A 25,166-nucleotide genomic window follows, 5' to 3' on the forward strand; every position below is an offset into this window, starting at 1 on the left:
GTAAGGTAGTTGATAGCATCGGATACTTGCGAATGCTATGTTGAAAATTGCTTGGTCGGAAATTTACGCCCATCCCTTGCCCGAAAATCATCGCTTCCCGATGGAAAAGTATAACCTGCTTCCCGAGCAGCTACTGTACGAAGGCACCATCACTCCAGAAAACTTCTTTGCCCCAGTGCTCTTGGAGGAGAAATACATTACGAATACGCACGCATCCGAATACTGGCATCGGCTAAAGAATCAAGAGTTAACCAAATCGGAGGTGCGGAAGACGGGATTTCCTATGTCAGACCAACTTGTGCAACGCGAAATAACCATTATGCAGGGTACGGTTCAGGCTGCTCTGTTTGCACTGGAGTTTGGCGTAGCATTCAATATTGCGGGTGGCACTCACCACGCATTTACCGACCGAGGGGAAGGTTTTTGCTTGCTCAACGACATTGCGATCGCCGCTAATTACCTGCGCGAAAGAAATTTGGCGGAACAAATACTGGTGGTTGATTTGGACGTACACCAAGGCAATGGAACAGCACAAATCTTCCAGTACACCTCAGATGTTTTCACCTTCAGTATGCATGGAGCTAAGAACTACCCCATGCACAAGGAAAAGTCAGATATGGATATTGCTTTGCCCGACGGAGCGGACGACGCTATCTATCTGCGAAAACTTCGGGAAGTGTTACCGCGTTTACTGGATGAGGTTATGCCTGACTTTATCTTCTTTCAGTCGGGAGTAGATGTGTTGGCATCGGACAAGCTAGGACGGTTAGGTTTAACCATTAACGGTTGTCGGGAGCGCGATCAGGTTGTTTTAGAACTTTGCCATCGGAACCAGCTTCCGGTGGCACTGAGCATGGGAGGAGGGTACTCCGAGAAAATTGCCCATATTGTAGAAGCCCACGCCAACACGTATCGGTTAGCTCAGAAGATATTTTTTTAAACTGGTGTACTTTGAAAATGCAAGCAACTGATCGGAAAAAACGCTATCTTACTTACTGGTTACTTTCGGCTGTAGGCGGACTAGTTCTTATTGGCTTGGGGCTTAGTTTATTTGGCGAAGCTGTAATTGCTAAGTACGAGCAGCGAGCGTGGTTTTGGTTTGGCACTTTAAGTTTGATTGTTGTGAACAGTGGCGTATCCTTGGTAGGGCAATCGGTTGTTTATCGGATAAAATATCTGCGTGAAGGAGAGTGATAATCCCACCGATTTGCTATCTGAAGATAGGAGAGTGCTTCAGCAAAGTATTTTGTTTGCCGTTGGGTTCGCTGCCTTGCTGTGGCTAATACGGGCAATAGAGTGGAGTGCTTCGCTTGATTTAGGAGTCTTCGGAATTCTCCCTCGCACCCTATCGGGTATGGTAGGTATCATCACGGCTCCCTTGGTACACGGCACATTCCTACACCTTCTTTCCAATACCTTCCCACTGATTCTACTACTGGTAGCCACGTTCTACTTCTATAATAAAATTGCGCTGGAGGTATTTCTCTGGATATATTTAATTACCGGATTCTGGGTGTGGGTAGCCGCTCGGCAAGCGTACCACATTGGGTCAAGTGGTATCGTTTACGGATTAGCTGCCTTTCTTCTATTTAGTGGCATCTTTCGTAAAGATATACGTTCAGTAATTGTGGCCGTGGCAATTGCCTTTTTGTACAACGGTATGTTACAGGGGCTTCTTCCTAATGCCACGCAGCAAAATGTATCGTGGGAATCGCATTTGTTGGGTTCAGTGGCGGGAGTATTTTGCTCATTCTATTTTCGCGCATCAGGTGATACGCCAGTATTATCTAAAAATGATGATGCGAAGAATATGGAAACGGCTCCTAATCGTCAGAATCATACTTTTCGTACCAGTGGTTATTTCACGAGTGCTCAGTATAGCTATACGTATTCTTCTGAAGGTAAAGAAAGGCAGTCTAAGTACGTTATTTCACTAGATGAAGAAGAGGGGGGTGAGTCAACTATTGTTTCAGAAATCTAAAAACCTTCTTTTTCGTTTCGGTGTCGGTTTTGCACTGGGCAACCAGCATGTAGTATCCGGCAGCACACTGACTTACGTTAATTCGGTAAGTATTGTATCCTACCTTCTCCGGCTGTACTTTCACCGGATTTCCCAAAATATCTACTACTTTTAGAGAAATGTCGCCAGTGAAGTTGTACACTTTATCGGCTCTGAAGAAGATAAAATCGCGAGCAGGGTTCGGGTACACCGGAGCATCTTGCTTCACTGGGTCAGTGCGCTCGTGCTCAGCCATAGACGAAACAGGTAGTACCGATAGTACTACAATGAGCAATAAAGCTCCTACACCTGTTATGAATCGTTCGGGCAGCATCTGAAATTATTCCTTATCTACTTATATACTGTCTAATTAAGAAATAAGTTATATAAAATTACTCACAGTACAGTTAACATGTACTATTATTCACCTTTTAGCTAATAAAAGAAGCGAGATGTTTCCTCGCTTCTTTTTCTTTTCGATATCAATTTTCTCACTACTTATTGAGCCGATCATTAGTTCTCACTAATACTTTCCGCCACTCGGTCAATCTCGGCTTCAATGCGAGTAATTGCTTCGTTGACCTCTTCATAAGAAACACTCCAGTCATCTTTGGTCATAGACTGAATTTCCCGTAGCCGGTTATTAATGTCTTTTTGCTCTTGCTTAAGTTCAGAAATAGCTGATTCGATATCGCTCTTAGCATCATCATTCACATCTTTTGCTGTTTTTTTCAGATCACGAATACGCTTATCAATATCTTTGCTCTTATCCTTAAGCTCATCAGTTTTAGCTTCACGGTAGTCTTCGTAATACTCTTCGCGCATTTCAAGTGCTTCCCGCGTTTCTTCTTTGGCCTCTTGCGTTTCTTCTCTCGCTTCCTGAATCTGCTCTTGCATATCTTGCTTGGTAATTTCTCGATTACAGCTAGCAAGCGTGAAGATCAAGAGAGCCAATAATAAAAGGTGGCATTGCTTTAGTATTGTAAAAATCATGGCAATTATCTATTAGGTAAAAAAAATTATTACAATAAGATAACTGTTTTTTGCAAGAAAAGTTTAGCCTAACGTTAGTTTAGCCCAATAGAAGGATTATTGCAAAATGCCCTGAATCACAGTATCGTTGAGTGGTTTGGTTAAATAGCCCTCTACTACCTGGTAGTTTTGAGCCCGGGTTCGATCCCGGTCGTCTAAAGAAGAAGTAAGTACGTAAACTTTAAAACCAGATTGCACCCCAGCTTTCTTTAACCCGTCTAAAAATCCCCAACCATCCATAGTTGGCATATTTAGATCGAGCAGAATAATGTTAGGTACATCCTCCGGATTGGCCGTTATATCACTCAAGGCCGCTTGAGCCTGGGAATACTCCTTTACATCAGTATCTGCGCTGTTTTTTAAAAGTAACTTACGGCTTATTAGCAGGTCAATCTGGTTATCATCTATAATAAAAACACGCATAACTAATTCGGATGTAGTTTTACATTGGAGAAACAAGGTACAAAACCTTATAGTACAAGGATAAGTAATTGATTATCAATTATTACATGTAGCTAATGAGCCGTTCGGTAGTAGTGAGACAAGAAAAGAATAGCTATAATTGCACTTTGTATAACTTATAAAAGAATAAGTTTACTTTATAGAGTTATTCGTGTTACGAATAACTCTTTTCCCTCCAAGCTATACCGTAAAACATAGACTAAATAGCGAAAAACTTGCAAGCTAAGTTTAGAGAAAATACTGAAGGTAGTAGAAAATTCCTTACCCTCTGAAAGCTTATTTTTACTTACGTTTATAAAAGTATAGTTGAGGGGTAGCAGAGCCTTGTTTTTCGCTGAGGGTAAAGTAACCGTCGCTATCAGCCGACCAGCCAATAGCCTCACCCTGAGGCTCTACGGTGTAGGGGAGCACCTTTGGTTCGCGCTGCATTAGCTCAAAGATTGAGGTTTGCTCATCTTCACGCTGCCAATACAGTACTTCTACGTACGACTTTATCAATAATTCTCTGCCATTGGGCGATATATCTCCGCCTACAGGCTGATTAAAGATTCCCCCAATTTCACGGGGCCATTCGCCTACTTTCTCGGCAGTGATAGTAGATGAAGTAGACTGAGGAAAGGGCAAACGGTACAGGCGAGCTAAGCGGTCGCGCTTAGATAGTATCAATAAATCTTTATTTAGAGGATCAACGAGTAGCGTTTCAGCGTCTCTGGCACCATCGGGGTACCTTATGTTGATTTTTTCTACGCCCTGAATAGTGCCACTGGCCGGATTATCATCATTGATGATGGGTTCGGGAAAGCGGTAGATGTTCAAACTAGGGTGAACTGCTTGGTTATCACCAATATCGCCTACGTACAAATAATGGACTCCCTCTTCTGGCCCCGGACCAATGGCTATATCTTCCCAATCTCGGTTGGTGGCTCCCGCAACAACCCACTCACCTATGGTTTCTCCTGAGCTACTAATTGCGAAAATTTTAGAATCGTTACCGCTATCGTTATGGGTCCACAACACATCGGGATTACTACGACTAGCTACAATACCCGAAGCTTCGCTAATAGTAGGGTTGTTTACCGCACCCTGAGCAACGGGGTCAGAAAAAGTATCAGAGAGTGGTGAGGCTACAGGTATTTCCGAATCATCCTGCCCGCAGGCAATCCCGGGTAGTAATAGCCAAATACAAAAGAGTAGTGAAAGTAAATTGATGTGTATTTTCATTTGCTTAGTTCTAATTATCAGTGATTTTCGGATTCAACGTAGTCCAACCAGTTTTCTGGAATTGTCAATATTTGCTTATCCTGTAGTAACTGATTCCGGAGTGTAGTGTAATTAATCTTCTGAACGGAGCTTTGCTGACTTACAGCTATTGCTGCCATACAACCGGTGCTTTGCCCTAAGATCATAAACGTAGGCAAAATGCGAATGGCTCCGTAGGCCACGTAGCTGCTAGAGGGGCAAGTAGGGGTAATCAGGTTAGTGCATTCCTTGGCTTTGGGAACCAATGCTTTCCAGGAAACATCGAAAGGATGCCAATCGTCACCGCCAAATACAAAGCCTTCATTGTAGGCGTAACCATCTTGAACAATACGACGAGCGTGGTGCGTATCGGGTGGCCACCAAGCAATGGCTACTGGCTGATCCTCCAACGGATCGTTCGCTCGGATTGGATTAGCCCGACGGGTATGGTGTTCGGTAATTACGTAGTCAGAAACTAAACGGCGAGCCGAGCGGATGTACAGTCGGCGGGGCCACCCTCCGTTGTCGGTAAACTCATCTTGGCAAAGTCCCCAGCCCGCCCAGTTTTTTCGGGTCGATTCATCTACGGCTGAGTCGTTCTGTAAAAACCAGATAAGCCCCTGGGTAAAATCTTTATGATACTGCACAATACTATCCTGCGTAGCGTAGTCGCCAGTCGGATACCTCCAGTTTTCGCCGTAGAGATTGGCCGATAAATCGTGCCAACTGCCCAAATCAGTTTTACCGTTGGGTCGGTTTGCCCGGGGGTAAAACAGTGTTCCACCTTTACGAAGGTATCTGCGGTAAATTTCGTAGGTGAAAGGATCATAATTAGCTGGCTTAGTAATTGGAATACGATTGTCTTGCTGCCGGGTTAGCACCAGCCGGAAGCAGAAACCTTGAATATATTTGCTGGGTTCGCCGTATTCGCCTAGCGCGTCTGCTTGAATAGTTGGTAGTAGACCACTGGACGAGTCGCCTGGCACTACGTAAGGATCTATATCTATCTCGAACTGGCGATACGTGTTTTCTACCTGAATACCATTCTTAGTTTCATCGTATACTTGATTGCCCTCACGGATTGTTTCGGTGGTTATTCCGGCTAAATGGAGTAAGTGCCCTTCTACGGAAGCGTCTATAAATATTTTAGCCGCCACCTCCTGACCGTTTTCTAAGGTGATACTCTGAATTACAGAACCTTGCTTGCGTACTCCATTTTCTTCTTTGATACGAGTATTGCGGATAATGCGAATATTTTTTTCCTGCGCTAAAAACTGCTCAATAATTTGCCCGGCAACTGAGGGTTCGTAGCGAGAGTGCCAGCCGTACTGGTCAAAAGCCGGCTCACGACCGTAGTAATCTTCAATAGCAGTATACAGCTCCCGAGTAATCCCGCCGATAACTACCGAACTGCCGAAGCGAATATCTTTCGCAATGCCCTCTACCATCATTCCTCCGGGATGCCCGGTTGGCTCAATCAGAGCGACTGTTTTACCCATGCGAGCGGCCTGAATGGCAGCAGTGAATCCGGCTTCACTACCACTGAGAATACAAATATCAGTCTGTATATCCTGAGCGAGAAGTTTCGTAACTTGTAAGAGCAAAAAGGCGATCAGCAATAGCATGTGCCACAGTTTAGCCAGACGGGTAGTACTGATAAAAGCAGTAATCTTATCCATCGAGAATGTTCTCAATTTTCAGAAATAGGTTGGTCGAATCTTCCGGCAATAATACGAAATCATTGCTCGCTTCTCGACTGGCGAGGGTAAAAGTATAGATATAAATCACGGCCAATTTGGCTTTCGCTTAGGGTGTAGTAGCCTGAACCATCGGCAGCAAAGCCAATAGCCTCCCCCTGAGGCTCGGCAATGTAGGGCAATGTGTCAGTAGGCGAGATTATCCAATCGGTAAACGAAAGAGTAGGTTCTGCTTTAACCCGGTAGAATACGTGCTGATAGGTTTTTAGCAGCAGCTCCTGACCATCGGCTGAAATGTCTCCCGCCACTAGACGGTCTAGCAGGTTCTCACCTTCGAAGGGAATAGTAAGTAAGTGTTGGGCTACTATTACCGTATCCGTACGTTGAGGATAAGGCAAGCAATAAACCTGCGTGAAAGACATCTCCTTCGTAAGCAGATACAGGTTTTTGGTTAGGGGATCAAGCAATAAGGTTTCAGCATCCCACTGTTCGTCAGGATACACAAAGGTGATAGTGTCTATTCGATGAACAGTATCAGTATAAATACGCTGACTCGAGGGAAGGGTAGGTTCCGGCAAGCGAAGGATACGATCTTCTGAGTATAGCGTAAAGTTATCACCAATATCACCTACGTACAGGTAAGTTACACCGTCTACGGGTCCGGGGCCAATGGCCATATCTTCCCAGTCGCGCTGTTTTTCCCCCAGCGTATAAATTGCCCGTAGTTCGGCCTGATTGTCTAAAAGATAAATTTCGGCGGGATTACCACTATCATTATGTACCCATACCATGCCTGGGTTATTTCGGCTGGCTACCAATCCCGAGACTTCTTCCAAGCGATCATCGTCAATTAACCCGAGTGGAACACCGACTTCAAACTCACTTGACTCAGTTGCTGCTTTTTCGGAGATAGAACGACAGCTACTCAGTAAACTTAGTAGGAGAATTAATTCGGCTGCTATGGTTAATAAATACTTGATAGATCGATAATCAAGTACTGCTAGGCATGAATCATTACATCTTCTATTGCCTGAAGAATAATAGCGCAAGCTTTGTCTATCTCACTCTCCCGGATGGTTAGCGGAGGAGCTACTCGCATGGCGTTATCACAGTACAGAAACCAGTCGGTTAGCACTCCCAATTCAATGGCTCGGTCAATAATAGGCTTGAGCAAGTTAAAAGACTCAAATTCTACGGCCATCATTAAGCCTCGCTGGCGAATGCTGCGAATAGCCGGATGCTGAAGGTGCTCCGTAATTTGCTGAGCTTTAACCGGAACCTGTTCCAGTAATTTTTCTTCTTGAATAACTTTTAGGGTAGCCAGCGAAGCGGCAGCACTTACCGGATGCCCCCCAAAGGTAGTGATATGCCCTAAAATAGGATTGGCTTTAAGTACCTGCATAATTTTCTGCGAAGCGATGAACGCTCCAATCGGCATACCGCCGCCCATGCCTTTGGCTGCTACCAAAATATCGGGTACCACATCGTAAGGTTCAAACGCCCAGAAGGTGCCGGTTCGTCCGAATCCAGCCTGAATTTCATCAAGAATAAGTAAAGCCCCCACCGCATTGCAGTGATCTCTCAATGCCTGAAAATAGTTGCCATCTGCTACTCGCACTCCGGCCTCACCTTGTACCGTTTCTACCACCACTGCTGCCGTTTGCTCATCAATCTGCGAGAAATCTTCAGGATGGTTGAAGCGGATATGCGATACACCGGGTAGCAACGGGCGATAGCCTTGTTTAAATTGCTCACTACCACTAACCGATAATGCTCCGTGGGAAGAACCGTGGTAAGCGTTGAGACAAGAAACCAGATTGGGTCGTCCGGTGTAGCGTTTGGCTAGTTTCAAAGCTCCTTCAATGGCCTCACTTCCCGAATTTACTAAGTAGCAAGCATCTAGCGGGTCGGGTAGTGTTTGGGTTAGGGCCTCAGCCAATTGTACCTGAGGAGCCTGCACAAACTCACCGTACACCATCAGGTGCAGGTAGCGATCTAGCTGCTCCTGGATAGCATGTAGCACCTTCGGGTGACGGTGACCGACGTTGCTTACCCCAATACCGGAAATTAAATCAAGATAACGTTTACCTTCGGTAGAGTGCATATACACGCCTTCGGCTCGCTCAACTTCCAGCATTAGCGGAAAATCTGAAGTCTGTCCCAAATGATTTAGAAATAGTTGCCGTTGTGAGAGCATATTATGTGTATTACAGTGTTAGTGTTTTCTGGTGTTGATGTGCTCAGGTAATATGAGATTTATTGAGTTTGATCCAATATCCATTATTCACGCTTAAAATGCACCTAAGTATAAATTTGAACTTTTCAAGTACAATAACACTTGAACACGCTACCACTTAAACACTAATTTTTTTACCTTTTGTGAAAAATTGTGCGTAAAGCGACTAAAGTTAAGTCGTAATCGTTGCTTGAAGTATGTTATCAAGGTTATTTAAAGGAAATCGGTTCCGTGCTCAAGAGCCAATGTTTTCTAATAAATCGTTGGGGGGAGTAAAAAACCTGTACCAAAAAAAGAAAACCATTCGGGTGGTAGTATTAGTGATGTCAGCACTTATTGCCGCGCTTTCTATCTGGTACACCAATCGTTTGGTAGAGGGACTGAAAGAGCGGGAGAGAAGCTACATCAACCTCTATGCCTCTACTATCGAGATGGCCGCTAACCCAGAAGGGGAAGATGTTACCTATCTATTTACTAAGGTAGTTGCCCCCAATAAATCTATTCCGGTGATTCTGACAGATGCTTACGGTAACTACGTTAACTCCCGCAACTTAGGTTTGGAAGACATTGAGGATAGAGAAAAGCGGCAGCGCGTTATTGATCGGGAATTAAAGAAGATGCAAAATGCCTACAAACCGATTGAGATTGAAATGCGCCACCCGAAAACACAAATGTACATTGGATCACAATTCGTATACTACCGCAACTCCTTTCTGCTAACGCAGCTTCAGTATTATCCCTACGTGCAACTGGGCGTAATTTCCATATTTGCGCTAATTGCCTACTTAGTTTTTAGCTACTCGCGTACTGCCGAGCAAAACCGGGTGTGGGTAGGTATGGCCAAGGAAACAGCACATCAACTAGGTACTCCACTTTCTTCCCTAATGGCCTGGGTAGAATACTTTCGGGCCGATCCGGAAACCTACGATGTTAGTATCGTTCAGGAAATAGACAAGGACATCAACCGGCTCAACATGGTTACCTCTCGCTTTTCCAACATTGGTTCGATGCCAACATTATCCGAAGAGAATCTTTATCAAATACTACGTAGTTCGATTGGCTATCTGCAAAGCCGGGTTTCTACTAAGGTAAATCTTACTTTACAATCGGAAAATCGGCACATTCCGGTACGAATTAATGCTTCACTGTTTGAGTGGGTGATTGAGAATATTTGTAAGAATGCCGTAGATGCCATGAGCGGGGTGGGTAATCTGACAATTCAGGTAACTCAAACGCATTCTGAACAGGTAATGATTGATATTACCGATACGGGTAAGGGCATCCACAAATCTAAAATCAAGCAGGTGTTCACTCCCGGCTATACTACTAAGAAACGAGGTTGGGGCTTAGGCCTTTCGCTGGCTCAGCGGATTGTAGAGAATTACCACAAGGGGAAAATATACGTAAAACAGTCGGAAGTAAATGTAGGAACTACCTTTCGAATTGTGCTGCCTACCCACCTAGCCTCGCCTGCTCAGCCCAAGAAGCTTCGCGCTAACGCTACGGCCTAGTTCGCTACACAATGATGAAAAGCAAGGCTTGAATGATGGATATAACGAGCATTAAAATAGCTAATGAAAGCCGTTGGTCAGACGATTTTATCACCAACCAATACAGCCCCAACAGTAGAAGCATAGCGGGAATAATAAAGCCAAAAAAAGTATAAACACTGTAGATAGGCTCATAACGAGTGGTTTGTCCATCGGCAGTAAGTAAAGCAGCTTGGGGCTTACCAAAAATACTGGTAGCCAGTACTACCGCTTCGTCAAAAAAATCGTCAGATTTAATTTGTCCTTTATCAATACGCAGTGTAAAATCCTCAAAGTGCAAATCATCGTACTGGTACGATTGGGTTCTGCCTTGGTATCTCGACGATTCAAAGACTTTTTCTACCCTTAGCGACTGCTGCGGGTGTGCTTTTCGGGGCAGTAGGTAGTCAATTGCCAGTAATCCGTTAAAAATTAGTAAGGCTATTGCCGCGAAGTTAAAGTACGACAGCAACTTGCGAATAAGGGTTTCCCGAGCGATGGCTTCTTCTTGTCGTTGCTGCCGAACCCGAGCCTGAGCTTCTTGCCGCCATTGCTCCCGCCCCGAATCTTCAGATTTTTGGTAAGTAGTTGCTCTGGCGTAAGTATATTTCTTAGTGTCAGTTAGGTAATTATAAGCCTGGGTGATTTCAATAAATCTTTCTGAGGTATCTTCCCCAGGATTTCGGTCGGGATGGTACTGTTTGGAAAGGCGACGGTAGGCGGACTTAATGTCTTTCTCAGTAGCTTCTGGGGAAAGTTCTAGAATTTCTAAGTAGTAGTTACGCATGACCTCGTAGCCTAGAGAGAGTATTCATTTTATTGACGACCTACGCACGGCTATTATCTTGTCCAATTCTCTACCTTGAGTCCAGCTACTCTTTTAAACTCTTTCTCATTATTGGTTACGATAGTCAAGTCCAGGCTCTTTACATGAGACGCAATTAACATATCTAAAGGACCAATCGGGGTTCCTGCTTTTTCTAATTCTGCTCTGATCTTTCCATATTCTATGGCTACATTTGTATCAAACTCAAGAATATCGAGCGGAATTAAAAACTGATTTAATGCAATTTGATTCTTCTTGGATTGAACGCTCTTGTTTACTCCATAGGCCAATTCAGCTAAAGTTATAGATGAAATCCCGACACTACCCAAAGGTAAGTCCTTAAACTTCTCGAAAACCTGTGTTGGCTTTTTCTTAATAATGTAGATGCAGATATTTGTATCAAGGATGTATTTCATCAGTCAAATGATTCTCTGACCTGATCGGTGGGTTGTTCTCGGTCACTCATAAAATCCTGACTAAACTCATCAACACTATCAATTAAATTTTGCCACGGATCATGAAATGGAATGATGTATAAAGCATTCCCTACTTTCTTAAGATAAACTTTATCGTCGTTAATCTTGAAATTATCGGGAATTTTAATGGATTGAAATCCTGAAATATCTTGTATATCTATTGCCTCGAATGCCATGATTAATTCTTTATATGAAATTACGATTTTTTCTCGTAAGTTAAATGTAAGATGTATCTCTAGTAGTGCTAACCGTTTTTATTCCATTACATCAGGAAATCGCTCAGCTTCTTCTTCAAGAAATGCACTAATCCCCTTAATATTGTATTCTGTCCCCTCTTGGTACCCCTCTCTTTCAGCCAAATAAGCTATCGTCTTTTGATCTGAAGGAATCTCTCCATTTTCTATTCTGCACTGGATGAATTTAGGCACTTCGTCTTTATCTCTTTCCTTTACAATCACTCGAATAACCCAGTCCCCCTCAGGCAATGTAAATCTACTCATCGTGTTTTATTGTAATACTATGTAAGAAAATTCTAACAATCAAACAATCGTATCAGTGCCTATTCATCGTATATGTAACCCTAGTATAAGCTATTGCTCTACCACGTGTACGATGTGGTTAGTCTGGTTTTCTACTCCAGGGCGGATATGGCCTTTGAGGGGGCTACAGTCGCGGTAATCGAGGCCATCGGCAATTTTGATATGGTGCTCGTCAGTCATGCGATTGTTGGTGGGGTCAAAACCTACCCAGCCTATGTTTGGAACGAATGCCTCTAGCCAGGCATGGGTTTGCGCCGAACCCATCATAGCTTGTCCTTTGTCTTGGTTGAGGTAGCCCGAAACGTAACGACAAGGGAATTTCTGCTGGCGCAGAATGCCTAGCATCAGATGGGTATAATCCTGGCAAACACCGCGTGGGTTCGCCAAGACCTTGGTGGCCGGAGTAGTGAAAGTTGTTACTCCGGACTGGTACTCCATCATTCCGTAAATAGATTGATTGAGATAATTAACGTAGCTAAATAATGGCTGGTCTTTTTGGTAAAGCAGCGTTTCGGGAATCTGCCCTTCCGGCAATCGGGTGAGATCCGTGGGCATAATGTGCAGGTAGTGGTCTACCAGAAAGTCTTCTGATCGTAGCACTTGCTGCTCTTCTTCCTGAGACAAACTCTCTTCTACTGAAGGCAGAATATTTTCCTGTTTTTCTACCAAACAGGCAGCCGTAAAACCTAAGTAAATGAAAGGCTCATCAACCCGGAAACAGAGGATGTCGTACCCAAAGGAGTTTTTCGCCCGAAATACCGGGCGGTTCAAAGAGTTAGTAATCTCAACTTCTTTGATAGCTTGGGTATTATTTTCGCAGGGCAGTACCAAAAACTCAAATAAAGCTTCTTGCACCACGTGTTGGTAAGAGTTTCCCGCTTCGTAGCGGATACGGTACGTGACCATTTTTAAAAAGTAAAATACTGACGTTCCAATTCTGATCCTACGGCATAAAGTTCGTGGTGTAGCGTGGGTAGAAAAGTATCATCCTGCTCCATAATTTCGGGTACAGTTAGATACTGAGTGTGGGCGGTGAGTTTGCCAATCTTAAATTCTACGGAATCTGGGCTGGCGGGTTTCCCATTGCTAATGATTTTTACGTGATTGCGTAACTTTTCTAAGTTATACAAAATTGATTTGGGAAATTTTCGGTTCAGGACAAGAAAATCAGTTACTAGCTCGCGGGTGGGGCGGGTGCCGTAGTAATAATTCCGGCTCATGTCCAGTCCACCCGCGCTCCGTAGCAGTGTAGACCAGTGATAATTATTGATGGCGGGGTTACGCTTCTCATTGGGTACGTTCTTAATATCCTCTAACTTTACCAGCAGTATTTGTATCATCTGCATAGCCCGCTCCAGGTGCATCCCGGTGTAGATCAACGACCATTCGTAGTTTCGTAATAAGGTATTATCTATCACTCCCTTCAAAATACTGGTATTATCGAGGCAATGCTTACAGAAATCGTAAGGCCCTTTTTTGGATAGTTCATCGGTTGAGAATGATCGGGTAGTATGGTAAAATCGATTGGTGGCCTCCCATACATCCAGCGAAATACTGCTACGAACCGCTTTGGTATTATCCCGAAGTTGTTCCACGTAATTTCGGATGGAGTAAGGGTATTGTTCGTCAATCGTTAAAAAGGTAATGACTTCGTGGTCAGTGAGTGGCAACTGGCGTTCTTGAAAGTTATCAGATGCTTGTGCCATCCGCAGTAACGACTCTAGTACCATTCGCTTATTGAGCGAGGGTGGAATATCGGAAGATGATAGGTACTGAGCCGAAACGTATTGAGCCAGTTGCCCAATACGCTCAGCGTAGCGCCCCATCCAATAGAGATTATTTGCCGTTCGGGAAAGCATTATGTATAGTATTTAGGGTTTTGGGTTCAGAGTTTTGAGTTTGAAAAGGTGATATCTTTATACCCGAACCCAGAACCCAAACTTTTGAACGTTTAATTAATATTCTCTTCTTCTTGCAATACCCAGGTATCTTTTGACCCTCCTCCTTGCGATGAGTTTACTACCAGGTTACCCCGGCGAAGAGCCACCCGAGTAAGTCCACCTTGGCAGACGTATTCTATCTCGTGCCCCGTGAGAGCAAAGGTACGTAAGTCGATATGGCGAGGCTCAAACTGCTGCTCGTCTTCAATGTAGGTGGTGTGTACCGACAGTGCCATTGTAGGTTGCCCAATATATTTGCGGCGATTGCTCTTCAGCACTTCTTTGAAATCAGCTAGCTCCTGACGTGAGGCACGGTTGCCAATAAATACTCCGTAGCCGCCCGACTCATCTACCGGTTTTACCACTAATTCCTGTAAATGCTCTAACACGTACTGAAAGTCGTCATCTTTCTCGCAGCGGTAGGTATGTACATTTTTAAGCAAAGGCTCCTCACTGAGGTAGTAGCGAATAATATCGGGTACGTAAGTGTAGACGGCCTTATCGTCGGCTACGCCAGTGCCCGGTGCATTAGCCAGCGTCACGTTTCCTTCTCGGAAGGCATGAACGATACCAGGTACACCTAACACTGAGTCAGACCGGAAGACTAGTGGATCGATAAAGTCATCGTCAATTCGGCGGTACACTACGTCTACTTTCTTGGGGCCGTGCATGGTTTTCATGTAGACGAAGTTGTTGTCTACGTACAAATCCTGGGGTTCCACTAACTGTACCCCCATTTGTAAGGCTAAGAATGAATGCTCATAATATGCTGAGTTGAATACCCCTGGTGTAAGTAATACACAAACCGGTTGGTCAGCTCCTGGAGGCGACACGCTCTTCAGCACATCCAGTAATGCCTCGGGATAGTTGACTACGGGCTGTACCTGGCTATTGAAGAAAAGCTTGGGAAGAATGCGTTTGGTTGCCATACGATTGGAGAGTACGTAGCTGACTCCTGAAGGACAGCGGAGGTTATCCTCCAGTACATAAAAATCCCCGTCTTTGTGCCGAATCACATCTGTACCTGAGATATGCACATAAATTCCGCCGTAGGGCTTGAAGCCCATCATGGCCTTGCAGTAGTTCTTGCAAGAGAATATTAGCTCCTTGGGCACTACTTGGTCTTTTAGTATCTTCTTTTCGTTGTAAATATCCGTCAGGAACATATTGAGTGCCCGATTGCGCTGGATTAAACCATTCTCCAGTGCTTTCCATTCCTGAGCAGAGATGATACGAGGTAGTAGATCAAAAGGGAAGATTCGCTCTACACCCTGAGAAGAATCCGAATATACGTTAAACGTAATGCCCTGATCAAAGGAAGATTTTTTGGCATAGTCGTATAGATCGCGAAAGTCGGAAAGAGGTAAGCGGGAAAAGTGCTCATAAATGCCTTGGTAGTGGCGGCGGACGTTACCATCTTGGTCAAATACTTCATCAAGAAAACCCCGATTTTGCGGGTAATTATCAAACAAGGTGGTCAGGTTAGGTACATTATTCATCAGGAACCTAAATTACGAACAATTCAGTAAAGTAAGAAAAAGCCGACACTCACGAAATACTGTACGGCTATTTTCTTAATAAGCCATAAGATTTAGTGTTAGAACTGACTTGGTTAGCTGTTTGTTAGGAATTACAGTATTTAACTCAGAGTGTTTTGCCTAGTGTGCAACGACCAATATGGTTGGATTGGATATGGATGAGGTAGCTTGAGAAGTTATAATACTACTCACTCTGCAAGCTCTTCACCGGATTAAGATTAGCCACTCGCAGGGTTTGGGCGACTACGGTGATGCCCGATAGTAGTAAGACCACGCTTCCAGCGAGCAAGTAGACCCAAACGCTGATTTCTATTTGATAGGCAAAGTTCTGCAGCCACCGGTGCATTACCCATCCGGCCAAAGGAAGTGCTAGCAACAGCGCGACCAGTACTAGCCGGGCGAAGTCGCGGGACAATAGTTTTACCACTTCGATGACCGAGGCACCTAGCACTTTACGGATGCCTACTTCCTTGGTACGTTGCACGGTGATATGTTGAACCAGGCCAAACAGACCAATGCAGGCAATAACAATGGTAATCAACGAAAAGATGCCGAATATACGGCTCATCTGAAGCTCGGCTTGGTAGTTGGCTTGCAATGAATCATCTAAAAAATAAAAACTGAAGTCAAACTGCTGGTCAAACGTTTCCCAAACTTGCTGAATGCTGGCAAGCGTAGCCGGTACATTCTCTGAGGGCTGAAGTTTAATCAATACATGGTTAGCCCCCTGCGGGGCCAATTGAAAAATCATAGGTCGGATAGGCTCGTGTAGGGTACGATAATGAAAATCTTCCACCACTCCAATCACTGTACCGTGCAGAACGCCCTCATTTTGTCGCCATACCAATTCTTGACCAATTGGGTCAGTGAGGTTTAGTGCCTGAGCCGCCGAGGCATTAATGACAAAGCTTTGCAAAGAGTCAGTGGTATACTGTCGGGAGAAGCTCCGTCCGGTTTGAAACGGAATATTTAGTACAGAGAAAAAATCCATTGCTACGTAGCACTCTGAAGCATCCGCCCATTGCTGGTCATCGTCGGCTCGCCAAATAGAATGCTGATTAAAATTTTGCCCCGGCAGATTGGATGCAGCCGTAACAGCAGCGACTGATTCTACCTGCGCTAACTCTGAAGTTAGGGTTTCCACTTTGTCCCGTAGCTCTTCATTATTCAACGGCACTACTAGCACTTGTTCTTGGTCAAACCCCAAATTCTTTTGGCTCAGGTAGGTTAGCTGATTGAAAATGATGACACTACCGAGAATGAGTGCCGTAGCAATACCAAACTGAAATACTACTAAGCCTTTGTGAGTCCAGTTCCCTGCTGGTTTACTTCGGAACCGACCTCGCAGCATAGTAATGGGCTTGAAGGCCGAAAGGTATAGCGCTGGGTATAATCCTGATAGGATACCCCCTACAATTACTGCCAAGGTAAGCCCGATGAGTGATTGATAAGAAAAAATATCGGATAAAGTGAATTGTTGCCCAGCAACTTGATTGAAGTAAGGCAACACCCACTGAAGCGTAAACAGTGCTACTAGCATACCCATGAAGCTGATGAACAAAGCCTCGCAGAGAAACTGCCCGGATAGATGATGGCGCAGCGCGCCCAGTGTTTTACGAATACCCATCTCCTTAGCCCGCTGTAGCGAACGAGCGGTAGAAAGATTAATGAAATTAACGTAGGCGATTAATAGAATGAACAGTGCGGCGGTAGCTAGCAGATAGATATACGAAATGTGACCGTTAGGCTCTAGCTCCCAACGTAAGTGCGAGTGCAGATGAATGTCGGTAATAGGCTGCAAGCGAAAGCCAATCTGCCCGCTTTGCAAGAGCTGAACTACTTCATCAGAAGCCTCAATAAACTTATTACGAATCATCCAGGGGGCGATTTTTGCCTCTAGTGCATCAGCATCAGCTTGCTCGCTAAGCTTCAGATAGTTGTAATGCCCAAAATCTTCCCACAAAAAGAAAGTATCATCAGGATCGAGCGCCTTGAGGGTGACGTAGGATAATAGGAAATCAAAGTGAAAATGGGCGTTGTCGGGTACATCTTCCATCATGCCTACTACTTCTACTAGAGAGCCTTCTTCATTCACCTGCAAAAATTGCCCCATCGCACTTTCGTTGCCAAAGTAGCGTTGGGCAGCCGACTGGGTAAGTATAATGCCCCCGGGCTGAGCCAAAGAAGTCTGTGGATTTCCTTGCAGTAACTGAAAATCAAATACGTCGAAGAATGTACTATCCACCGCTAGCACACTCTTCTCGGTATAGCGAATATCCTTATCCGGGTGTTTGAACGAAAAAGTGCGCCGGGTCAGCCCCTCTTTCCAGAGAGGGGTAAGGCTAACCGCATTTTCTACTTCGGGAAAATCACTCACCATAGCCTGCGCCATAGGGTGCGGGGTGCGTGTTTGCGGGTTATCCGAAAACCAGGTGATGCGGTACAACTGATCTGCACTGGGGTGAAAGCGGTCGTAGCTCAGTTCAAATTGCAAATAGTGCCCAATGAGCAAGCAAGCTCCAATCCCTAACGATAAGCCGGTAATATTAATAAACGAAATGAGTCGGTTCTTACGGAAGTTACGAAGGGCAATCAGAAAGTAATTGTGGAACATAAGCAGTTGAGGTCAGCTATTCGCCTAGCTTGACTCAATTTATATGCCGTTTTGCAAATCCGGCTATCATCTAGATGTAATGACATATTAACTTGAGGGCAAATATAAAACGCTCTTGCCGGATAAGGCCTTGCGAATTCCGGCATCTCGTGCAACAGACCTCAGAATTCGTTATCACTCATCCGAGCCACCGTGGCGCGGGAAAATGACCCTATGATAGAATATCGTTACATCTAAAATTTAGATTGTTTGCGAGCGAAGACCTGTCCGAATTCGGGCATAATTGTTCGGAAGCGCACAGTGGTATTCTCTGAGGCAAACAAAAGTTGCGTCTCACCACTTGTTGAAATATGAACACTAAAGGAAAACTACAACAACTAACAGACGAAGAGTTGCGCCAGCAGTTTCGCCAACATTCTATTCGGGGGATGATTGTTTCGTTACTACTATTGGTGGGCTTTCTGCTACTGTATTTTTTTGCTGATAGTGAAAACACCGTAATTTTTGTGGTGACCATCGTAATTGCTACCGCTTCAATATTGCTGGCCATTTGGTACCACGCCCGTAAACGGCAGATTTTTAATGAGCTGAAACGGCGGAGCAATAAAGTGTAAAAATTGGGACTCAGGTAGGGCAGGGAGAGTTAACGAACTAAGCATAACGAGCCCCTAATTCACATCAACTTCACCTAACCTATCCTCGCTTCGTGTTAACAATGATAGCTCCGTTGCCTCCTCGTCCTCCGTACATTATCGGAGCTATTCCTTTATGCACCTCAATGGTAGATACGTCATTCGGGTTCATCATATTTACTGCGATGGCATCTACAGGCATACCATCAATTACGTAGAGTGGACTGCGCCAGCTACCCCGAATAGAAACGCGGGTATTCCATCCGTAATTCGTCACCCATACCCCCGGTACCCGACCTTGCAGCGTTTCCAGCACGTTAAGCATTGCCGTTTGCGGTAGTTCGTCCATTACCAAAATATAGTCGGCAAAAGCAGCTGAACGAGAAATGTCACTCAAATCAACTTGGTAGTAATCGCGCAATTGCACCGGATTATATACTCCGGATGCGCTCTTGGTAGCTGCTACACTGGCAGTAGCAGTGAGTAATAACAACCATAAACCTGATGTATATTTTTTGTATGTTTTCATGATTCTTAAGAGTTGGTTATCTGATTTTTCGCTTTGCTACTCTTTCTCCTCATTCACTTGCTTAACAGAGATGCTGCATTCGAGGATTCCGAGATTTTGTTAAATAATGTTAAGTGATTTTAGTCTAGAACGGCAAGGGAAATATTATAAAAGCGTTTATCTAAATACTGTGATGAGGAGGTACAAATATTTGAAATGACAACTTAAAGAATTATTGGATTGTACATTTTTAATATTTTAGTAGCACAGTAGAATCTGGCTGAAGATTTGTACGCTAACTAGCAATCGACCTTATCTTTAGTATGAGAAACTTTTTGCTACTAGTAGCCAGTGTTGCTTTTATTATGCCTGTAGCTTATGCGCAGGAAAATCCCTATTTAGTGGCTGAGCGGCCGTTTGTGGGTGGCGGACTAACTGTAAGAATTACAGACTTAGAGGATGCAAACAATAGCTTAACCAATCAAATAACTGACGAGTCTAGCTCTTTTGGTATCTCGCCTACTTACGGAAAGTTCATTAGCAACCGCTGGGCGGTTGGGGTATCACTCAGCATCACCTCTACTGATGAAAAACGGATTAGTATTCAAAATGGCTCTACCCGAACATCAATAAACAACAGGACTACCATAGGGATAACCCCGTTCTTCCGCCGCTTTATTCCTATAACTGAACGTTTCGGAGCCTTCCTTCAGCCTCAGTTATCGTATGCCTATCAGATAGGTTCTATTGAGGATAAATTTAGTGATCCAAGTGATCCGGCTAACAATACTGGCAGCAGTTTCATTAATCAGGGGCATCGTATAGGTTTAGGGATGATCGGGGGGTTATACTACTTTATAAATCGACATTTTTCACTAGAGACTAACTTGCTGGACCTTAATTTTGCGTATAACATTGAGAATCGGGAGAATACTAATTCGAGTGCTCCACCTGATAACGATCGAGAATCCAGCTGGAGCAATCTTCAGATAAATTTGATCAATCAGCTTCGCTTGAATCAAATCATTGTTTTTAATTACTACTTCTAAAAAGTTTTTCCAACCAAAAACCCATGCTTGAGGGTCATTAGATAAACACTTAGATAATGATGAATCGACTAATAGCTTGCGGCTTGCTAGTACTACTCTTTGGCTGCCAAGACGATGATCTTGATAGCATCAACGTGTCAGACGATCCTTCAATCACCTCACTCAATGGTACCTGGAAAGTCATTGCTTACGAAGATTTAGAGCAGGGTAAACTGATTACAAAGACCGAGGAAAACTCTTGGGGTATGGACGTCATCGTTACTTTTGACGATACTACTGATCCACCGAATGTTAGTGGCAGAAATACGACAAATAGCATAGGAGGTACGTTTGAGTGCACGGGGCAGCGTTTAATCCAAACTTCCAATATATTTAGTACCTATGTCGGTCAACCTAAGTGGGCTGATAAGTTCGGCGAAGTTATTTCTAAGAGTGAACTACAGTTTACCATTAATTCATCTCAACTCAAACTCTCCAATACCACCGAGCAGCTCAATGTAGTACTGGAGAAAGAATAAGAAAAAGATGGTAAACAAAACCAGGAAAAATGGAAATTCGTACCTTTACTAGGTTGAACGCACTAACCAGCGCAGTATTGGCGTATAATCTGGGTAAGGTAGTTGTTGTCCCATCCGGCTTTTTTTCGTCTGATCTTGATACTATGTTTATCATCCATCTGTTTAAGCGGCCGCCGCGCGGTAGTTGCAGGGATAGCTTTCTGAGCGTGTTACGGTTCTCAGCCCCGTTCTTGGTGTTGGTGCGACAGCGGTCTTCGTCAAAGCTAACGTCTAGCTGCCAATGCAGTTGGTTCTCTATGCTCCAGTGCTCCCGCACTTTTTGATTGAAGTAAGCTGGGCTTTCCGCTACATCGCTCAGGTAGAAGCGATACTCTTGCTGGCGGTTAGTATCCGTTTCTCGCAGCGCGTGTACCATAATAACAGATTGAATGTTCTTCCAGGCTAGCGTTTCTTCTAATAGATCAGTACAGGTAGTTACATAGCAAGTGCGTGTCTCTATACGTCCGGAACCAAAGTCTACGCTTTTATCACACCGCATACCTGCATGGTGGCTCATCATATAGTCGTGCATTTGCTCAAACGTGTTCTTCTGATTGTTTTTCAAAGACAATAAATAGTGCCCCTGTTTATCTACAATCTGCTTAGCAATGGCGGGTCCATTGGCAATCGCGTCAATACTTACAATCGCCCCTTTGACATCTAAATCATCTAATAGTGCCGGTATAGCAGTCTTTTCATTGCTCTTTTGCTCGGTTTTGCACTGTCCCAAGACCAACTGCTGCTCGCAAGCCCAGGCACTCACTACGCACACCCCGCTGTTGCGTTTGCCTGCTTGCGCGGTAGCGCGCAATACCTTGCCGTCTATACTGATATGATGAGCTTCCAGAAACTCGCATAGATAGCGCGAATGACGATACAAACAGGCGGCAAACTGCCCAGTATCTACAGCATTCAGCACCCGCGTGATCGTATCGTGAGAGGGTATGCCGTTAAGTAGCCATAGAAACTGGTGTAGAAACGCTTCCTTGTTCTTACCGTACTCTTCGATCTCTTCGTCAGTATCGCAGCCTGATAAGGTAGCAAACAGGCTTAACAGCAATATATCTGACAGCGTGTGTCGCTTCAATAGCGTATTGCGGCGTGGGTCGTCTACCTCTGAAAATATACTATGTAATTCCATCTGATACTTTCTGGCAAATATAGCCTATCTTCGTCTATTAGTGCGTTTAACCTATACCTTTACTTAAAAAAGTAATGGCAGAGTTTGCTGAAAAATTCATTAATCCATTCACTGATTATGGGTTCAAGAAGTTATTTGGAGAGGAGCCTAATAAAGATTTGCTATTAGATTTTCTGAACGAGCTACTAAAAGAGGAACAAGGTGAGATAAAAGATTTGACCTATCTGAAAAATGAGCACCTCGGTAGTGGCGATGTAGATCGGAAAGCTATCTTTGATCTTTATTGTGAAAATGAGCGAGGTGAAAAATTTATCGTTGAGTTACAGAAAACAAAACAGAATTTTTTCAAAGATAGAACTATCTACTACTCTACGTTCCCCATTAGAGAGCAAGCCAAGCGAGCCGACTGGAATTATGAATTAAAGGCAGTTTATACGGTAGCCATTTTGGACTTCGTATTTGACGAAGATAAAAATGAGAAGGCAAAGTATCGCTACGACGTGAAGCTAACTGATACTGAGACTTGCCAGGGTTTTCTACGATAAGTTGACGTTCATCTATCTAGAGATGCCGAAATTTGTTAAGACAATAGATGAACTGGAAACTCGATTTGATAATTGGTTGTATGTTCTACGCAACCTAAACCGTTTAGATAGGGTACCTGATAAGTTGCGGGAAAGAGTCTTTGAGAAACTATTTAAAGTCGCTGAAATTGCCCGATTTACTCCTGATCAAATCCGCTCCTACGAAGGTAGCTTGAAATATTACCGCGATATGAAAAACTCGCTTGACACCGCTAAGGAAGAAGGAAGAGAGGAACGAGAGACTGAAATTGCTCAAGTTATGATCAAAGCGGGTGAGCCAATAAAAAAAATCATCCAATTTACTGAACTATCTCGAGAACAAGTAAAGTGTTTGTCTAGCAAGTAAAATATAGAGCTTTCCCTTTAGCCCAACCATTTTACCTCCAGCCCCTTGCTCATGATAGCCCCAAAATTTTTTTCATCTTCCCTGTAACTTTTATTTCAATCAGTTGTCTTCGGGATAACTATGGTACTGGAAGAGTTTAAAACCCGCGTACTCCCCGTCAAGAATAAGCTGTATCGCTTCGCGTTGCGCTTCTTAAATAATGAAGATGAAGCCCAAGATGTGGTGCAGGAAGTATTTATTAAAGCGTGGAACCAGCGGGAAGATCTTCACCTGTACCGCAGCGTAGAGGCTTGGTGCATGCAAGTGACCCGTAACCTCTCGCTAAACCGACTAAAATCAGGACATTACCGCAATACGCAGGAACTTACTGACGGCCAGCAGGTGCACCACGCTCCGTCACCGTACGATCGTGCCGAAACGCGGGATGTACTACAAACGATCGATCAATTGCTGCAACGCTTACCGCGAGCTCAGCAACAGGTACTACAGTTACGCGACATGGAAGGCTACGCTTATCAGGAGATTAGCGATGTGCTGGAAATGCCCCTCGCGCAAGTAAAAGTAAACCTGTTTCGAGCACGGAAGGCGCTGCGCGAACAACTCACAAAAATGAATGCTTATGGAATTGACCACCATCCGTGAACTCGTAGAAAAGTACTGGAACGGCGAAACCTCGCTGGAAGAAGAAGCGCAGTTGCAACGCTACTTTCAGGAGGAGGAAGCTCCGGCTGATTTGAAAAAAGAAGCGGCTCTATTTAGGTACTACCAAGCAAATACTCAGTCGCATACGCTAAATGAGCAGTTCGACGAACAGCTTACCCAACGTATTGAACGAGAGCAGACCAAGCAGCGCTGGCTGACGTATCAGCCACTGCTACGAATTGCCGCCGCTGTTGTTCTAGTAATAATGGCCGCCATATTATTCCGCACTGAGTGGATGGATGAAGCCAATCCGGTAGCCACGGAAGATACCTACGAGGATCCTCGGTTGGCCTATGAGCAAACTCGAGAAGCCCTACTGCTGGTATCCAGCTTAATGAACGAAGGAACCCAGCACATTCAAGAATTAGAAACTTTTAGCGAAGCCCAAGAAACGATAAAAACGCAAATCCCATGAAACGATTACTCATTATTATTGCTGCGATACAACTAATCGCCATCGGCGTAAACGCCCAAGATAATATTCTAGCTCCCTTGTTTGACAAGTACGCTGATGATGAAGACTTCACCAAAGTGACCATCACCAGCAAAATGTTCAGCCTTTTCACTGAGTTTGAACCCGAAGACCCCGAGACCAAAGAGCTGACCGAAGCGGTTAGCAAATTGCAAGGACTTAAAATACTCGCATCAGATAGTGTTAATAACGCCCGAAGCTACTTCAAAGATGCTAAATCGCAAGTGCGGAAAGGAAACATGGAAGAGTTGATGTCAATCCGCGACGGTAAAGACGATATGCTCTTTATGATTCAGGAAGAAGCCGGTAAGATTAGTGAGCTGGTGATGCTGGTGGGAGGCGAACACAAATTCATTGCCCTCAGCCTCTACGGCGAGATTGACCTTAAACAGATTTCAAAGATCTCGAAAGGAATGAAGATCGATGGCATGAATTATCTGGAGAACCTAGATAACGAAGGAGATGATGACCAGTAGTAAGTTATTAACCCGAAAGATAGTCAGCGTATTTGCGCTGGCTTTCATATGCTCCCTATCCAGTTTAGCCCAGAGCCGTACGGTAGATCAATTTCTAAAGGAGTATCAGCCCAGCCAAAAGCTCTTTCTCTACCCTAGCACGCTGCGAATGGTTAATCTGGAGAAAAATCCTGACTTCTACGCACTGGTACACGATATTGATAAGCTACGGGTGCTACTGTACAACAAAAATGAAAATGGTTTTTCTGGTCAGACTATCCGTACGTTAAGCCGGGAAGTAGCGGAGGAAGACTACCAGGAACTAATGACTTTCCAAGCCGACGGACAAAACGTACATTTGTATTCTTTGGGAGACGACGACACGCCCGAAGGAGTAGTTGGTTTGGTAGAAACCGACGATACGCTTATTTTAACCGACTTGGAAGGCTTCATCGATCTGCCCGCCTTGCTTAAACTATTTCAAGGTGATTTTAACTTTGAAGATATAGCAGGTGTCGTTAATCTTGCCGTTCAAGTAAGTGAGGAAATTCAGGAAGAGATTGAGGAGTAATTTTAAGTGTTATGGTGTTTGA

General features: G+C 44.3%; 28 protein-coding genes and 1 pseudogene. 12 read left to right on the forward strand and 17 right to left on the reverse strand.

The genetic code is table 11. From position 1 onward, the window contains the following. Positions 1-37: 37 nt before the first annotated feature. From P0M28_RS18010 to P0M28_RS18020, 3 genes are read left to right on the forward strand one after another with little or no spacing between them, the layout of a single operon-like run. The gene (locus P0M28_RS18010) at positions 38-940 is read left to right on the forward strand and encodes a histone deacetylase family protein (RefSeq protein WP_302204009.1); all 903 of its coding nucleotides are present in this window, start codon (positions 38-40) and stop codon (positions 938-940) included. Positions 941-951: 11 nt separating this feature from the next. Continuing rightward, the gene (locus tag P0M28_RS18015; protein WP_436841335.1) at positions 952-1,194 is read left to right on the forward strand and encodes a hypothetical protein; all 243 of its coding nucleotides are present in this window, start codon (positions 952-954) and stop codon (positions 1,192-1,194) included. Beyond that, positions 1,181-1,981 (forward strand): rhomboid family intramembrane serine protease, encoded by an 801-nt coding sequence (locus P0M28_RS18020; RefSeq protein ID WP_302204011.1) that lies wholly within the window; start codon positions 1,181-1,183, stop codon positions 1,979-1,981. Before P0M28_RS18015 ends, P0M28_RS18020 begins: the two co-directional genes overlap by 14 nt. Here P0M28_RS18020 and P0M28_RS18025 read toward each other — a convergent pair. From P0M28_RS18025 to P0M28_RS18055, 7 genes are all read right to left on the reverse strand, one after another. Continuing rightward, the gene (locus P0M28_RS18025; RefSeq protein ID WP_302204013.1) at positions 1,962-2,333 is read right to left on the reverse strand and encodes a T9SS type A sorting domain-containing protein; all 372 of its coding nucleotides are present in this window, start codon (positions 2,331-2,333) and stop codon (positions 1,962-1,964) included. The genes P0M28_RS18020 and P0M28_RS18025 overlap by 20 nt on opposite strands. 179 nt (positions 2,334-2,512) lie before the next feature. Continuing rightward, positions 2,513-2,896, reverse strand: a complete 384-nt coding sequence (locus P0M28_RS18030) for a sll1863 family stress response protein (protein ID WP_302204014.1) — start codon at positions 2,894-2,896, stop codon at positions 2,513-2,515. 192 nt (positions 2,897-3,088) lie between these two features. Beyond that, complete coding sequence (locus P0M28_RS18035; RefSeq protein ID WP_302204015.1) at positions 3,089-3,454, reverse strand: response regulator; 366 nt, start codon at positions 3,452-3,454, stop codon at positions 3,089-3,091. 321 nt (positions 3,455-3,775) lie between these two features. Continuing rightward, entirely contained in the window at positions 3,776-4,714 is a 939-nt protein-coding gene (locus tag P0M28_RS18040; RefSeq protein WP_302204017.1) for a hypothetical protein, read from the reverse strand. A 17-nt stretch (positions 4,715-4,731) separates the two neighbouring features. After that, the gene (locus P0M28_RS18045; protein ID WP_302204019.1) at positions 4,732-6,411 is read right to left on the reverse strand and encodes an FAD-dependent oxidoreductase; all 1,680 of its coding nucleotides are present in this window, start codon (positions 6,409-6,411) and stop codon (positions 4,732-4,734) included. A 59-nt stretch (positions 6,412-6,470) separates the two neighbouring features. Continuing rightward, positions 6,471-7,478 (reverse strand): hypothetical protein, encoded by a 1,008-nt coding sequence (locus P0M28_RS18050; RefSeq protein ID WP_302210972.1) that lies wholly within the window; start codon positions 7,476-7,478, stop codon positions 6,471-6,473. Continuing rightward, positions 7,430-8,626, reverse strand: a complete 1,197-nt coding sequence (locus P0M28_RS18055; RefSeq protein ID WP_302204021.1) for an aspartate aminotransferase family protein — start codon at positions 8,624-8,626, stop codon at positions 7,430-7,432. Before P0M28_RS18055 ends, P0M28_RS18050 begins: the two co-directional genes overlap by 49 nt. Positions 8,627-8,910: 284 nt before the next feature. On the opposite strand from P0M28_RS18055, the gene P0M28_RS18060 reads away from it, so the two are divergent. Then, positions 8,911-10,176, forward strand: coding sequence for a sensor histidine kinase (locus P0M28_RS18060; protein ID WP_302204023.1), 1,266 nt, complete (start codon positions 8,911-8,913; stop codon positions 10,174-10,176). Between the two features lie 4 nt (positions 10,177-10,180). On the opposite strand, the gene P0M28_RS18065 is transcribed toward P0M28_RS18060, so the two are convergent. The 8 genes from P0M28_RS18065 to P0M28_RS18100 all read right to left on the reverse strand — a co-directional run bounded on the left by P0M28_RS18065 (position 10,181) and on the right by P0M28_RS18100 (position 18,127). Continuing rightward, positions 10,181-10,981, reverse strand: a complete 801-nt coding sequence (locus P0M28_RS18065) for a J domain-containing protein (protein WP_302204025.1) — start codon at positions 10,979-10,981, stop codon at positions 10,181-10,183. A 53-nt stretch (positions 10,982-11,034) separates the two neighbouring features. After that, entirely contained in the window at positions 11,035-11,436 is a 402-nt protein-coding gene (gene vapC / locus P0M28_RS18070; RefSeq protein WP_302204026.1) for a type II toxin-antitoxin system tRNA(fMet)-specific endonuclease VapC, read from the reverse strand. Further along, positions 11,436-11,672: an antitoxin gene (locus P0M28_RS18075; RefSeq protein ID WP_302204028.1), complete on the reverse strand. Its 237-nt coding sequence runs from the start codon at positions 11,670-11,672 to the stop codon at positions 11,436-11,438. Before P0M28_RS18075 ends, vapC begins: the two co-directional genes overlap by 1 nt. Positions 11,673-11,750: 78 nt before the next feature. After that, positions 11,751-11,996, reverse strand: coding sequence for a hypothetical protein (locus P0M28_RS18080; RefSeq protein ID WP_302204029.1), 246 nt, complete (start codon positions 11,994-11,996; stop codon positions 11,751-11,753). 90 nt (positions 11,997-12,086) lie between these two features. Then, positions 12,087-12,941, reverse strand: a complete 855-nt coding sequence (locus P0M28_RS18085) for a transglutaminase-like domain-containing protein (protein ID WP_302204031.1) — start codon at positions 12,939-12,941, stop codon at positions 12,087-12,089. 2 nt (positions 12,942-12,943) lie between these two features. Continuing rightward, the gene (locus tag P0M28_RS18090) at positions 12,944-13,894 is read right to left on the reverse strand and encodes an alpha-E domain-containing protein (RefSeq protein WP_302204032.1); all 951 of its coding nucleotides are present in this window, start codon (positions 13,892-13,894) and stop codon (positions 12,944-12,946) included. A 92-nt stretch (positions 13,895-13,986) separates the two neighbouring features. Beyond that, complete coding sequence (locus P0M28_RS18095; protein ID WP_302204033.1) at positions 13,987-15,474, reverse strand: circularly permuted type 2 ATP-grasp protein; 1,488 nt, start codon at positions 15,472-15,474, stop codon at positions 13,987-13,989. Positions 15,475-15,697: 223 nt separating this feature from the next. Further along, positions 15,698-18,127 (reverse strand): ABC transporter permease, encoded by a 2,430-nt coding sequence (locus tag P0M28_RS18100; protein ID WP_302204034.1) that lies wholly within the window; start codon positions 18,125-18,127, stop codon positions 15,698-15,700. Between the two features lie 350 nt (positions 18,128-18,477). Here P0M28_RS18100 and P0M28_RS18105 point away from each other — a divergent pair, with 350 nt between their 5' ends. Continuing rightward, positions 18,478-18,741, forward strand: coding sequence for a hypothetical protein (locus P0M28_RS18105; protein ID WP_302204035.1), 264 nt, complete (start codon positions 18,478-18,480; stop codon positions 18,739-18,741). 79 nt (positions 18,742-18,820) lie between these two features. Here the strand turns inward: P0M28_RS18105 and P0M28_RS18110 are convergent, their stop codons facing one another. Continuing rightward, entirely contained in the window at positions 18,821-19,288 is a 468-nt protein-coding gene (locus tag P0M28_RS18110; protein ID WP_302204036.1) for a TonB-dependent receptor plug domain-containing protein, read from the reverse strand. Positions 19,289-19,632: 344 nt separating this feature from the next. Between P0M28_RS18110 and P0M28_RS18115 the strand changes: the two genes are divergently transcribed. Further along, positions 19,633-20,316 carry a hypothetical protein gene (locus tag P0M28_RS18115; protein WP_367281875.1) on the forward strand — a complete coding sequence of 228 codons (684 nt, stop codon included), beginning with the start codon at positions 19,633-19,635 and terminating at the stop codon, positions 20,314-20,316. A 56-nt stretch (positions 20,317-20,372) separates the two neighbouring features. After that, a complete protein-coding gene (locus P0M28_RS18120) occupies positions 20,373-20,834 on the forward strand; it encodes a hypothetical protein (RefSeq protein WP_302204039.1) in 462 nt (153 codons plus the stop codon). On the opposite strand, the gene P0M28_RS18125 is transcribed toward P0M28_RS18120, so the two are convergent. Beyond that, the gene (locus tag P0M28_RS18125) at positions 20,809-22,014 is read right to left on the reverse strand and encodes an ISAs1 family transposase (RefSeq protein ID WP_302204040.1); all 1,206 of its coding nucleotides are present in this window, start codon (positions 22,012-22,014) and stop codon (positions 20,809-20,811) included. The two genes, P0M28_RS18120 and P0M28_RS18125, sit on opposite strands and share 26 nt — an antisense overlap. Positions 22,015-22,088: 74 nt before the next feature. Between P0M28_RS18125 and P0M28_RS31265 the strand changes: the two are divergent. The 5 genes and pseudogenes from P0M28_RS31265 (at position 22,089) to P0M28_RS18155 (ending at position 25,144) form a co-directional block, all read left to right on the forward strand. After that, a pseudogene (locus P0M28_RS31265) lies at positions 22,089-22,944 on the forward strand (Rpn family recombination-promoting nuclease/putative transposase). Positions 22,945-23,064: 120 nt separating this feature from the next. Next, positions 23,065-23,586, forward strand: coding sequence for a GFO_1088 family ECF-type sigma factor (locus tag P0M28_RS18140; protein ID WP_302204043.1), 522 nt, complete (start codon positions 23,065-23,067; stop codon positions 23,584-23,586). Next, complete coding sequence (locus P0M28_RS18145; protein ID WP_302204044.1) at positions 23,564-24,061, forward strand: PG0215 family putative anti-sigma factor; 498 nt, start codon at positions 23,564-23,566, stop codon at positions 24,059-24,061. Before P0M28_RS18140 ends, P0M28_RS18145 begins: the two co-directional genes overlap by 23 nt. Beyond that, positions 24,058-24,594 carry a DUF4252 domain-containing protein gene (locus P0M28_RS18150; RefSeq protein ID WP_302204045.1) on the forward strand — a complete coding sequence of 179 codons (537 nt, stop codon included), beginning with the start codon at positions 24,058-24,060 and terminating at the stop codon, positions 24,592-24,594. Before P0M28_RS18145 ends, P0M28_RS18150 begins: the two co-directional genes overlap by 4 nt. Further along, the gene (locus tag P0M28_RS18155) at positions 24,581-25,144 is read left to right on the forward strand and encodes a DUF4252 domain-containing protein (protein WP_302204047.1); all 564 of its coding nucleotides are present in this window, start codon (positions 24,581-24,583) and stop codon (positions 25,142-25,144) included. Before P0M28_RS18150 ends, P0M28_RS18155 begins: the two co-directional genes overlap by 14 nt. Positions 25,145-25,166 lie beyond the last annotated feature (22 nt).

The sequence above is a fragment of the Tunicatimonas pelagia genome (assembly GCF_030506325.1).
Classification (GTDB): domain Bacteria; phylum Bacteroidota; class Bacteroidia; order Cytophagales; family Cyclobacteriaceae; genus Tunicatimonas; species Tunicatimonas pelagia.

Coding starts and splice junctions, on each gene's coding strand:
- P0M28_RS18010 (WP_302204009.1), top strand. CDS start 38: ATGTTGAAAATTGCTTGGTCGGAAATTTACGCCCATCCCTTGCCCGAA.
- P0M28_RS18025 (WP_302204013.1), bottom strand. CDS start 2,333: ATGCTGCCCGAACGATTCATAACAGGTGTAGGAGCTTTATTGCTCATT.
- P0M28_RS18030 (WP_302204014.1), bottom strand. CDS start 2,896: ATGCAAGAGCAGATTCAGGAAGCGAGAGAAGAAACGCAAGAGGCCAAA.
- P0M28_RS18035 (WP_302204015.1), bottom strand. CDS start 3,454: ATGCGTGTTTTTATTATAGATGATAACCAGATTGACCTGCTAATAAGC.
- P0M28_RS18040 (WP_302204017.1), bottom strand. CDS start 4,714: ATGAAAATACACATCAATTTACTTTCACTACTCTTTTGTATTTGGCTA.
- P0M28_RS18045 (WP_302204019.1), bottom strand. CDS start 6,411: ATGGATAAGATTACTGCTTTTATCAGTACTACCCGTCTGGCTAAACTG.
- P0M28_RS18055 (WP_302204021.1), bottom strand. CDS start 8,626: ATGCTCTCACAACGGCAACTATTTCTAAATCATTTGGGACAGACTTCA.
- P0M28_RS18060 (WP_302204023.1), top strand. CDS start 8,911: ATGTTTTCTAATAAATCGTTGGGGGGAGTAAAAAACCTGTACCAAAAA.
- P0M28_RS18065 (WP_302204025.1), bottom strand. CDS start 10,981: ATGCGTAACTACTACTTAGAAATTCTAGAACTTTCCCCAGAAGCTACT.
- vapC (WP_302204026.1), bottom strand. CDS start 11,436: ATGAAATACATCCTTGATACAAATATCTGCATCTACATTATTAAGAAA.
- P0M28_RS18075 (WP_302204028.1), bottom strand. CDS start 11,672: ATGGCATTCGAGGCAATAGATATACAAGATATTTCAGGATTTCAATCC.
- P0M28_RS18080 (WP_302204029.1), bottom strand. CDS start 11,996: ATGAGTAGATTTACATTGCCTGAGGGGGACTGGGTTATTCGAGTGATT.
- P0M28_RS18085 (WP_302204031.1), bottom strand. CDS start 12,941: ATGGTCACGTACCGTATCCGCTACGAAGCGGGAAACTCTTACCAACAC.
- P0M28_RS18090 (WP_302204032.1), bottom strand. CDS start 13,894: ATGCTTTCCCGAACGGCAAATAATCTCTATTGGATGGGGCGCTACGCT.
- P0M28_RS18095 (WP_302204033.1), bottom strand. CDS start 15,474: ATGAATAATGTACCTAACCTGACCACCTTGTTTGATAATTACCCGCAA.
- P0M28_RS18100 (WP_302204034.1), bottom strand. CDS start 18,127: ATGTTCCACAATTACTTTCTGATTGCCCTTCGTAACTTCCGTAAGAAC.
- P0M28_RS18105 (WP_302204035.1), top strand. CDS start 18,478: ATGAACACTAAAGGAAAACTACAACAACTAACAGACGAAGAGTTGCGC.
- P0M28_RS18110 (WP_302204036.1), bottom strand. CDS start 19,288: ATGAAAACATACAAAAAATATACATCAGGTTTATGGTTGTTATTACTC.
- P0M28_RS18115 (WP_367281875.1), top strand. CDS start 19,633: ATGCCTGTAGCTTATGCGCAGGAAAATCCCTATTTAGTGGCTGAGCGG.
- P0M28_RS18120 (WP_302204039.1), top strand. CDS start 20,373: ATGATGAATCGACTAATAGCTTGCGGCTTGCTAGTACTACTCTTTGGC.
- P0M28_RS18125 (WP_302204040.1), bottom strand. CDS start 22,014: ATGGAATTACATAGTATATTTTCAGAGGTAGACGACCCACGCCGCAAT.
- P0M28_RS18140 (WP_302204043.1), top strand. CDS start 23,065: ATGGTACTGGAAGAGTTTAAAACCCGCGTACTCCCCGTCAAGAATAAG.
- P0M28_RS18145 (WP_302204044.1), top strand. CDS start 23,564: ATGGAATTGACCACCATCCGTGAACTCGTAGAAAAGTACTGGAACGGC.
- P0M28_RS18150 (WP_302204045.1), top strand. CDS start 24,058: ATGAAACGATTACTCATTATTATTGCTGCGATACAACTAATCGCCATC.
- P0M28_RS18155 (WP_302204047.1), top strand. CDS start 24,581: ATGATGACCAGTAGTAAGTTATTAACCCGAAAGATAGTCAGCGTATTT.